Here is a 10,320-nt window from a genome sequence, read left to right on the forward strand (position 1 = left end):
GGGCGGAGACGAGGAGCAAGCCAGCGTTCATCAAAGTGCGCCCGCAGCGGGGGTGTCCCTGTCCCTTCGTAGCCAGCGAGGGTGGCCCCAGAAGTGGGGGCGGCTGGTCATGCAGGACCGTCCTGCCGGCGCTGTCCGCTTTAGGCTGGCTGCGGCAGTCGGCCCCGCGCGCCAGGGAGAGCACGTTGACGCAGCAGCACCGGTTTCCTTGGCAGCGGCGGGTGTTCGTGCTGGATGAGCCGCCCGCCCAAGGCCGCTATGGATGGCCGCCCAGTGACGCTGAGGCCGGTGTGCTGCTGTCCCAGGAGCGGGCCACCGCGGTCATCGTCCTGCGCGGCGAACGCGGCATGGGCAAGACGTACGCTCTGCGTCAGGAACACGATGCTCTGCTGGCCGATGGTGTGCATGCTGCCTGGCTGGAGCTGAAGCAGTGCACCACGACGCGGCTGGCGCAGAGGCGCCTGCAGGAAGCGTTGACGCCTCCTGCGGGGCCGGGGGAGTGGCACGTTCTCCTCGATGGCCTGGACGAGGGTCTCAACGACCTTCCTCAGCTGGACCAGCTCCTGGACGAGGCGCTCGAGGATGTGCCCGAATCTGACCGGGAGAGGCTGCGTCTGCGGGTCACCTGCCGCAGCGCACGCTGGCCCGGCCGGTTCGAGGAAGCCCTGCGCACGCGCTGGCAACCCGACCAGATAAAGATCATGGGACTGGCTCCACTCGGCCTAGACGACGTAGCCGTCGCGGCCCGCGCGGTCGGGGTGGCGGAGACCGACGCTCTCCTCGGGTCGATTCAGCAGCAGGGTCTGATCGCGCTGGCCACCCATCCGGTCACCCTGCTGCAGCTCCTCGACAGCTATGCCGACAACGCTCGCCTGCCGGCAACGGTGCACGACGCCTACCTTGGAGCATGTCTGCGCCTGTGCGCTGAAGAGCGTCGCTCGACCGATCCGCGTCAGCTGCAGGCTCAGGCATCTCCTGAACACCTGCTGGCCGTCGCGGCACGGCTGGCTGCCACGATGCAGTTCGGTCCGTACACCGCCGTGACTGATGCCCCCGGCACCGACGACTCGGTTACGCCGGCAGACCTGCGGCTGTCGCGCCTCGACGACTCCGACGAACCCGGGCACCTGGGTGGCCGCGTCCCGTGCACCCTGTGGAATCTGCGTCAGGTGACCGAGTCGAGCCTGCTGGTCCCGACCGGTGACCTGCGCTGGGTGTTCGCCCACGACAGCTACCGCGAATTCCTTGCCGCTCATTTCCTGCGCATGCGCAACCTGCGGCCGCAACCGCAGCGCCAGCTGCTGTGGATCGGTGACGGCGAGGCCCGCCACATCATCCCCGCCCACCAGGAAGTCGCCGCCTGGCGCGCCACCAGCGACGCCACCCTCTTTGCCGACCTGCTGCGCGACGACCCCCTCGTCCTGCTCCTGGCCGACCTGCCCAGCCTTCCCGACACCGCACGGGAGCGCACGGTCGACGCCCTGTTCGCCCTGCTGGAACGGGATGACACGGTGCGCCTCGACCTCAGCCTGCTGCACCGCCTCAACCACACCGGCCTGGCCGAGCAGTTGCGCCCCCGCCTGCAGGAGGCCGGCGCGGACCATCTGCTGCACGCGGCCGTCATTATGGCCCGGGCCTGCCCTTGCCCCGAGCTCGCCGAGGACTTGCTGGCGGTAGCCGAAGACACCCGCCACGGCACGGGCGTGCGCACCGCGGCCCTGGCCGGTGTCACCGAGCCCACCCTAGACGCCCTCACCCGGATCGAGGGCCTGACCCAGGACGCCTCGCCCGAGGTGATTGCGGCGGCACTGCGCCACCTCTATCCCGGCCATCTGACAGTGGCCGACTACCTCGGCCGCATCCGCGACCCGGACCCCGCCTACGTGGGAGCAGCCTTCTTCCTGCGCCGCGAGGCTTCGGCCCAACTCGACGCATCCACCATGGTTGAGGCAGTCGGGTGGGCCGGCCGTGCCCTGACGGCGGGAGACACCCAGGACGCCAGTCCCGGCCTGGCCCTGGCCGTGCTGACCCGCGCGGTCACCCTCAACGAGGACACCCCCGCCCTCGACCTGGTGCCCCTCATCGGCGAGGGACTCCTGGGCCTGGCCGGACACGAGGACCTCCTGCACAGCCACACCCTGCACACCGCCCTCGATGATCTGGCCCGGGTGCTGGACGGCTGTGCCCGTACCCGCCGCCTGCTCGCCTGCCATCTCCTCCAACACGGCAACGACGACCTCTTCTACCTTCTGCTGGCCGCCATCCCCGGCGGCTCCTTCCTACCCTCCACGGACCTGCTGTACTGGATGGAGCACTGGGACCAGCTGACTGCCATCAGCCCGGACCGCGCCCAGCACGCCGTCCGCTTCGCGCCTCCCGAAGACCCCGAGACCACGGCACGTGCCGAAGCCTTGCGCCGAGCCCACCCCAGGCTCGCCGCCGCTACCGACTTCTGGGACACCTACCGGCACGACCAGCAAGAACGCGCTGCACACGCCGAAGCGCAACGGCAGCAACGCCGCTTCGACCCGGCCGCCTTGAACACGGCCCTCGACGAGGTCCGCGCCGCCCGCGGCCCCGGCGTCCTGACCGCATGGAACCAACTCCTGCGCTGCCTGCGACGCACACCGGACGGCGCACCGCCAGCGCGGCAATCGACCGGCATACTCACCCTCGCCGCCCAGGCGCCCTCACGCCCCGCCGCCGGCACCGGCCCCGCCCGACGCCTTGACGAGGCGGCCATCCACCTCCTGACCGAACTACCCCCGCTGACCGCCCCCCACTTCCAGCCAAGCACAACCACCCGCCCGCCGACTGCAGAACTCACCGCCTTCGCCCTCGTCGACAACCCGCAAGCGCTACACGCCGACCCGGCGCACTGGGCCGGCTGGGCCATCGCCCTCGCCTCCAACACCGTCTACAGCGACGACGAACGCGACCTCCAGCACACCTGGCTCCAGCTGTGCGTTCCCCGCGCCGAAAACCAGCTGCCGCCGCTGCTACTGGACGCCCTCGACCACGCCTCAGAACAGACCCTCCGCGACCTGGCCGGCGCCCTGGGACAAGACCCCTCCCTGGGGCTCAGACCCCTCCTGCACACCTGGGCTCTGCACCGCGACCGCAGCCCCGAGCAGTGGCAGGCTGTAATTGGCGAACTCGACACAGCCGACGACCCCGACGCCCTCGGCCACCTGATACACGCCCTGGACACCGACCCGAGCCAGCACGAGGCCGGATCGCCCCCACGGCAACGATGGCTGTTCGCCGCCCGCACGCTGCTACGCCACGACATCCTTCCTGAGCACTGGCCCGCCCTGCGCCGCGGCCTGGGCGACCCCGCAGTCCTCAAGGAGTACGGCGACCTGCTGGCCGGCCTGACGACCGGGTCCGACAACTGGCCCTTCGACCACCTCGACGAAGACGCACTTGCCGACCTCTACACCCTCCTGCTGGAAAATATCGGCGTCGAACGCCTGCAACGGCCCCTGCGCAGCGGCTTCATCCAGGAAGAAGACCGCCTCGTCGACCTGCTGCGCCACCTGCCGCTCAGCCTCGCCTCCTGCGGTACCCACCAGGCGGCAACCGCCCTGCACCGACTCGCTCAGGCGTATCCGCAGGTGTGGCAACTGCGCATGCTCGCCCGCGACACCGCCCGCACGGCAGCAGACCACAGCGTCCGGCCCCTCGAACCAGAACAGCTGATCCGGCTCGCCACCGACCGCCAGGCACGTCTCGTCCGCGACGCACGCCAACTCCTCGACCTGGTACGTGAATCCCTGGACGCCCTGGAGGAAGACCTGCAGGGCTACAACGGAACGGCCGTCACCCTCTGGAACCGCGACCAGCACCGCTTCAACTCCACTACCCAGTGCTGGCCCTGCTGGGAAGACGACCTCAGCGATGCCGTCGCCTCCTTCCTGCGCCGCGACATCGGCGGCCACCGCGTCGTCGTCAACCGGGAAGTCCAGGTACGACGCGACGGCCTGCCCGGCCTGCGCACCGACATACAGATCGAAGCCCCCGCGCCCGCCGACACCGGCCAGTACACCCTCAGAGTCATCATCGAGGCCAAGGGATGCTGGAACCCCGAACTGCCCACCACCGCCCGCACTCAGCTGCGCGCCTACCTCAGCGAACCCGACACCGCCGGCCTGCTCCTGGTCGGCTACTTCAACTGCACCCGCTGGAACACCAAGAAACGCAGCTGCCCCGCGACCAACCACGCCATCGACGATGTCCGCCGCGACCAACACGAGCAGGTACGCCAACTAACCGATGACGGCACACTGCTGGCCGCAGCGCACGTACTGGACTGCCGGCTGCCCAGTGAGGACAGCGACTGGCGCAAGACGGACGAGATGGAGTAGACGCCCGGCCCGCCGCGGCAGTCCTCAACTCGAGCTGCATGTCCAGGCCGCCCGCACGCCGCGAGAGGACCGGGACCGCCCCCTGAACGATCACCATCGTCAAGGCACCGCAGGTCCGGCTGGCGCCCACCCTCTGACCCATCCCAACAGCCTGCGTCTGCGGGACCGCGCCTGTCCCGCGGCGCCACCCAGACCAGCGCCCGTAGTGTCGCCACGCCCAGGTTGCGGCCGCCGCGGACGGAGCCGCCCAGCACCTGCACCCGGCCCCCTCCCCTTGCCGCCCCGTCCGGAGAGGGGGAGAGACGGGCGGGCACGGGCTGGCAAGGGAGGGGAGAGAACCCGCGCTGGGGCCTGCGTGCGTGGGCGCCCAAAACGACCTGCTGGGACTGAGTCTGCTCCCGCTGGCTCTGGCGGCTCCACCAGGCGCTCAGCAGCGCTGGCACACCGGCCAATACCCCGCCGGTCGCCACGCCCACCACTGCGGCCCACTGTTCATCCATGCCGATCATCATCGCTCAGTGGTCCCGTCCGACTCGGACTGGCCCGGCAGCAGCGTCGTGGGGAGCTAGGCTGCAGGGCAGGTGTGGGCTTCCTGGGCTGCGGGCCGGGTGGTGATCTGGTCGGTCCGCACGCGCAGCGCTTTGTCCGCGAGGTTATCGGTGCCTCGGGCGCGTTGGGGATCCCACAGCCAGGTCTCGTCTCCGGTGGCGCCGAACGCGACGACCGGGTGGCCGGTGGGCAAAGGGCCCGGCTGCACGGCCGTCTTCGTCGCGTCGAGCGGGATGACACAAACCCGCCGGGCGGTGATCCCGAAGAAGGGAGCGAGGTCGTGTCCGGCTGCGGCCTGTGCGGCAGTGCGCTTGGCGGCTGTGCTGGCAGAGGACAGGCCGCCTATCAAGGCCACCAGCATCATCAGCGCGGTGAGCGCGCCTACGGAGGCGATGCAGTACGCCCTCGAGCCGGTGATCCAGTAGAAGTGGCGGGCCCAGCCCAGCGCAGCCAGTCCGCACAAGGCGGCACCGATGCACCACGCAGCGGGTTTCACGCCGGCCAGATATGTCCACAGCAGGTCGGTGTTGGCGGCTGAGAGCGGGATGCCCAGGCTCACACTCAGGTAGAGACCCTGAGCCAGCCGTCCCATCCAGGGCACCACCCACACCAGCGGCAAAACGACAACGGGCAGCAGCGTGGCGGCGTTACGGGAGAACCAGCTCTGGCGCAGCGCATAGACGCACCCGGGCAGTACCAGTAGCCCGCCCATCAAGAGCCCCATCGGCCCCAGAAGATTGACGTCCGGCACCACCGTGGACAGCACCCGTGCCGCATACCCGCACAAGCCTGCACCGCCGACCAAAGCCAGCCCACACAGCCAGACGACCGCCCTGCGGTGCCGTTCCCCGTCAGCGATCCACGGACCCGTCCACCACGCCACTGCCAGAAGCAGCGGCGCCAATACGACCTGCCACCACGCACCGAGTCCCGCCAGTACCCAGCCGAAGACCACGACGGCGGCCCACGCCGCCAAGACGGGCAGCCCCAGGACGCGGGTGTACCAGGGAGCAGGGTCCTGCGGCCGTAAGGCATGGGCGGAAGCGATTCCGGGCCGCACGCCGTAGTCCTCACCGAAGGGGCCGTCCCCCAGGTCAGATTGCAGGTGAAGCGCCGCCAGCGCCTCCTCCTGCGTGCCCGGGCCGTCCAGGCGCACCCGCCGGTGCACGTCTGCTCCTCCCATCTGCTCCCACAGTCTTGCCGCTCGTGTCTGCCACCAGCGATCTCCCCAGTCCACCTTCCGGTATACGTGCCAGGTGCTGGCCGCCGTCGGCACGTCGTCGGGTTCCAGGAGCGTGGCGTCGCCGAGGCGCGCCGTCACCCGGCCCGTCAGAGCTGTCATGACACGCCGCTCCGCCTCGCTCAGGGCGCCCCAGCGGCTTCCCAGCAGGCGTACCTCCACCCGAAACAGCGCCGCCCCATTCTCCTGCGGGGCATCACCCACTCGTGAGAACAGCAAACCGCGCCGTTCCCACTGCTCACGGGCTACTGCCTCCTCCTGGCCGGGTACCCGGACCAGCACAGCCGCACGCTGCGTGAACTCCCCTGGCGGCGGTGGTGGACTGTCAGCGCCAGCCTCACTGTCAGGGTCGGATGTACGACGGAATCGGATCGGGGCGACGAGCGCGCTTGCCATGACGACGGACCTCCAGCAACAGATCTTGCAGACACCAGACAGTGCCGACACAGTCAGGGAACGCTCACGAGGGCGGCCGCCGGACTTGCAACGGCAGGACCCACAGCGGCACACACATCCATTTCAGTGCGGCTCCGAGCGGCCGCAATCGTCCCTTGCATCCTGCCCAGTGCCATTGCCGACCGCGGCTATATCGAGCCACTGGCACGCTGGCGCGTGCTCCCGAAGAAACGATCCCGGGTGCGAACCTGTTTTCAGCACCTGCAGCGTGCCCTGTACACAGGGGAGTTCAGCGTCAGCAATCCGCGGTGCATCCCGGGTGTCCAGGAGCTCGCCCTGTCTGCGCAGCGTGTGCAGTCCCCGGTGCTGCTCGACCAGAAGGTGGTCCCGCTGCGCCGGGCTGAGGCTCTTCAGACGCGCCTTGTAGTGGGCCTGTAGCCGCTGTGCCCACACCTGGTGCTGCTCCAGGACACTTTTCAGGGCGAGACGGGTGCCCAGCGGGGCTCTGACACTCACCCTCGCCGTACCCTCGTCCTCCTCCTCTTCGAATTTCTCGTTCTCCTCGAGGAAGTCGTGCTCCACGCCTGTTCTTCCCTTGCTCGGTGAACTGTCACCAGAGTCCGTGCCTGAGTGTTGTGCCTGCCCGGGCGGCTGCAAGCGATGTCAGATAGTGCGGCTGCGGCCGATGGCCAGGGAATCCAGCAGCTCCTCGGTGATGCGCTCCTGCTTGTTCCAGATCGCTTTCTGGGCGCCCTGGCTGACGAGCTGGGACAGGGCCCGCAGGTAGCCCTTGGTGCGGCGGTGCAGGTATTCGTGCAGGTTGGTCAGGTCGTCCGGCTGGTGGTGGTGCAGGCACAGGTTCTTGTCGAACTTGCGGACGATCTTCGTGAACAGTTTGTGGCCGTCCGTGTCGTAGCCGATCCGGCTGGTGCGCAGGGCGGCGTAGTCGCCCCAGATCTCCTCGTTGTCGGCCAGAGCGGTTTCCCGGTCCCGGGTCAGGGGATCGATGATGGAACGGGCGGCCCGTCCGGCGAAGAGGAAGGTGGCACCGGTGCTTTCACTGATCTCTTCCAGGTAGGCGAATGACTCCTCGGCGTCCGCGCCGGCCCGCAGCTGCTCGATGCCGTCGATGAGGACCAGCAAGGTGGAGCTGTTGCGCATCACATGGCAGATGGAGCGGGTGGGGTCGCTGCCGCCGTCGTGCTTGAGGCCGAGGAAGGAGGCGAAAGCTGCCGGCCAGTTCCGCCGTCCGCCGCGGGCCAGGGGAGGCACCCGCAGCGCGATCACCGGGATGCGGTTCTCGTCCGGCTCATACAGGCGGGCGATCTTGTTCTCGTAGTGGCGGCCGATGTACTGCAGGATCTCGGTCTTGCCGGTGCCGCGGGGGCCGTCGATGATGACACCGGTCTTGCCGTGGATGCGTTCCCGGTTGGCCAGCAGATGCTCGTGGACGACGACCAGGGCCCGGCCGATGGCGGGGGTGACCACGGTCGGCATCAGGGCGTGATAGCGCAGCCGCAGGTCGTTGTCGGCGACTTCCGTGCCGGGCGGCGGGCTGTCGGCCAGGTCGGGCCGGGTGCGGTCCAGGGCGGCGAAGGTGCGCCAGTTGCTCAGGGTGTTCAGCCATACCGGCCGGGGCGCGGTGAACACCGGCGTGGGGGCGGGGGAGTCGATGAGTAGACGGATGTCATCGTCTTCGGTCTCCTCGATGACCGGTGGCTGCGTCATGTCCTGTCCTCCTGCGGGGGGTCGGTTTCGGCGGGCAGGTCCAGCAGGTGACGCGCCACGCTGTCGAGGCTGTCGTCCAGGTCACCCAGATCCGCCAGGAGCGAGGACACTTCGGTGTCCGCGCCGCCGGGAGCGTCCGGTCCGTGGGCGGGCCTGGGCGCGATCTCTTCTTCCGCGGGGGAATACAGGCTCGGCTCGTCCAGCTCCAGCACCGTCAAGGGTCCCAGCGCGTCCAGGTCCAGCGCCTCCGCGTCGGCGAACGGGTCGAAAACGCCGTCACCGGACGGCTCCCACCCGCCATCCAGCCCCGGCACGGGCGCGTAGCCGTCGGGCACGCTCACCACACCCGGGTCGTCCGGACCCTGTCCCGCCCGCTCCAGCAGGTCGGCCAGGACCTGCGCGATGGCTTCGTCCTGCGTGTGGCGGCCGCCGCGCGCCACGCACTCCGCGGTGGCCGAGTCCCACAGGTGCTGTGTCCACGGGGCGCCGATCAGGTGCTGGTGCTTGAAGACGGCAGTGATCCACTCGCCGGAGCGGTGGTCGCGCAGCCACACCTGCTCGGGCGTGTAAGGGTTGTAGCGCAGCTCCCACCCGTCACGCTTCTTGCCCTTGAGCCCCGACGGCGTGTTGCGGACCTCCTCGAGTTCCCCTTTGAAGTTGTCGTAGGTGCGGTTCTTGAACCGGATGCCGTCATCGCGCACCCCGACCCAGGCGGTGGGCAGCAGCTGGAGGTAGTCCGCAAAGCCCAGCGGGATCGGTAGGTAGCCAGCCGCCTGCACGCCCGCTGCGTACATCTGGTTCGGAGTCAACGGCGGCAGGTTCGGCTCGTAAGGGCTGCGCAGCTCCTCATGCGGCCGCGCCTGCCAGCCGACCGCGATCCACTCCTGCAGCAGATTGTCCAGCTCCTGCAGCGTCCACAGCCGGTCCGGATCGATCTCCTTCCCGCGGCGGCTGAAGTCCCGCCCGGTGTAGGAGTTGACGTGCTGGCTGAACAGCGACTTGATCGACGCAAAGGTCCGCTCGACGATCGCCTTGTCGGTCGGGGTGCGCTTGCGCGCCGGACGCACAGAGATGCCGAGGTAGGAGCAGGCGTCGAAGAAGGTTTGCCCGGTGAAGACCGTGCCGTGGTCGATCACGATCGTCTCCGGCATGATGACCGGCCGGGCCGCTGCGTGCTCCATCCGCGCGTCGACCTCCAGCAGTTCCTCATACGGCAGATCCGAACGGGCCGCGGACGCGGCCCCGTCGAAGCCAGGCCGCATCGGGGCCGGCACCATGCACAGCGCCAGCAGCAGTGAGGCGTCCACTGCCTTGGTGGCCCGCCCCTTGCTCGTGCCGGTGCTCAGCAGCGCCCTCGTCTGTTGCCGGGTCTTGCGCCGGCCCGCAGTCTTGGGCCGTAGCACGGCTGCGATGATGCTGCGCGTGAAAACGTCGATGGCTGCCGTGAGTTCCACCTGGGTGGGCCGTCCGTCATCGCCCAGCACTTTGACATCCAGCGCGGTGGAGTCGATCTGCACGAGCTCGCCCGGCGCGGTGGCGGTGGTCACAGCGAACGGCGGGGCCGGACGGTTGAGACGGTCCTTGCGGCGCCGGGTGGGATCCCGCAGCTGAAGCGCGTCGATCCCCAGCCGCTTCAACAGCGCGTACAGCGTGGGGTCGGCCGGCACCTTCACGCCGGGGCCCAGCCTGGCCCGTGCCGTGCGCCGCAGGTTCTTGAACAGCGTGCGGGCGTCGGTGGCGGCTTCTTCTTTCGCCTGGCGTTCCTGCAGCGCCAGCAGCAGGTCCACCACCCGAGCATCGGTGCGCCCGTTCACCGTTGTCTGGCGGGTACGCCGCTTATCGATGAGCCCCCAGATGTCCTCGCGAAGAAAGGCCAGCCGCTTGCGCTGGACCGTCTTCCACGACACCTTCCAACCCAGCACGGCCTGCAGCTCGGCAGCCTTGCGTTCATAGCGCTCGACCAGCGTGAACAGCTCCGGGTCATAACCTTCCCGCGGTCTGCTGCCCTCGGGGACCTCCGGCAGCAGACCGGTGTCGACC

At 69.3% G+C, this 10,320-nt stretch carries 5 protein-coding genes; 1 reads left to right on the forward strand and 4 read right to left on the reverse strand.

All coding sequences use genetic code 11. From position 1 onward, the window contains the following. Window positions 1–290 precede the first annotated feature (290 nt). Window positions 291–4,367, forward strand: a complete 4,077-nt coding sequence (locus ACSU53_RS30210; RefSeq protein WP_437023965.1) for a hypothetical protein — start codon at window positions 291–293, stop codon at window positions 4,365–4,367. Between the two features lie 565 nt (window positions 4,368–4,932). Here the strand turns inward: ACSU53_RS30210 and ACSU53_RS30215 are convergent. From ACSU53_RS30215 to ACSU53_RS30230, 4 genes are all read right to left on the reverse strand, one after another. Continuing rightward, window positions 4,933–6,438 (reverse strand): hypothetical protein, encoded by a 1,506-nt coding sequence (locus ACSU53_RS30215; RefSeq protein ID WP_437023963.1) that lies wholly within the window; start codon window positions 6,436–6,438, stop codon window positions 4,933–4,935. Between the two features lie 237 nt (window positions 6,439–6,675). After that, the gene (locus ACSU53_RS30220) at window positions 6,676–7,134 is read right to left on the reverse strand and encodes a hypothetical protein (protein ID WP_437023961.1); all 459 of its coding nucleotides are present in this window, start codon (window positions 7,132–7,134) and stop codon (window positions 6,676–6,678) included. Between the two features lie 81 nt (window positions 7,135–7,215). Then, entirely contained in the window at window positions 7,216–8,280 is a 1,065-nt protein-coding gene (locus ACSU53_RS30225; protein WP_437023960.1) for an AAA family ATPase, read from the reverse strand. Beyond that, window positions 8,277–10,320 (reverse strand): Mu transposase C-terminal domain-containing protein (locus ACSU53_RS30230; protein ID WP_437032939.1); only part of this gene is annotated, 2,044 nt, incomplete at its 5' end. The genes ACSU53_RS30225 and ACSU53_RS30230, both read right to left, overlap by 4 nt.

The sequence above is a fragment of the Streptomyces sp. enrichment culture genome (genome assembly GCF_964273255.1).
In the GTDB taxonomy this organism is placed as follows: Bacteria; Actinomycetota; Actinomycetes; order Streptomycetales; family Streptomycetaceae; genus Streptomyces.

Bases quoted from the DNA above. Each gene is read 5' to 3' on its own strand.
- ACSU53_RS30225 (WP_437023960.1), bottom strand. From the start codon at position 8,280: ATGACGCAGCCACCGGTCATCGAGGAGACCGAAGACGATGACATCCGT.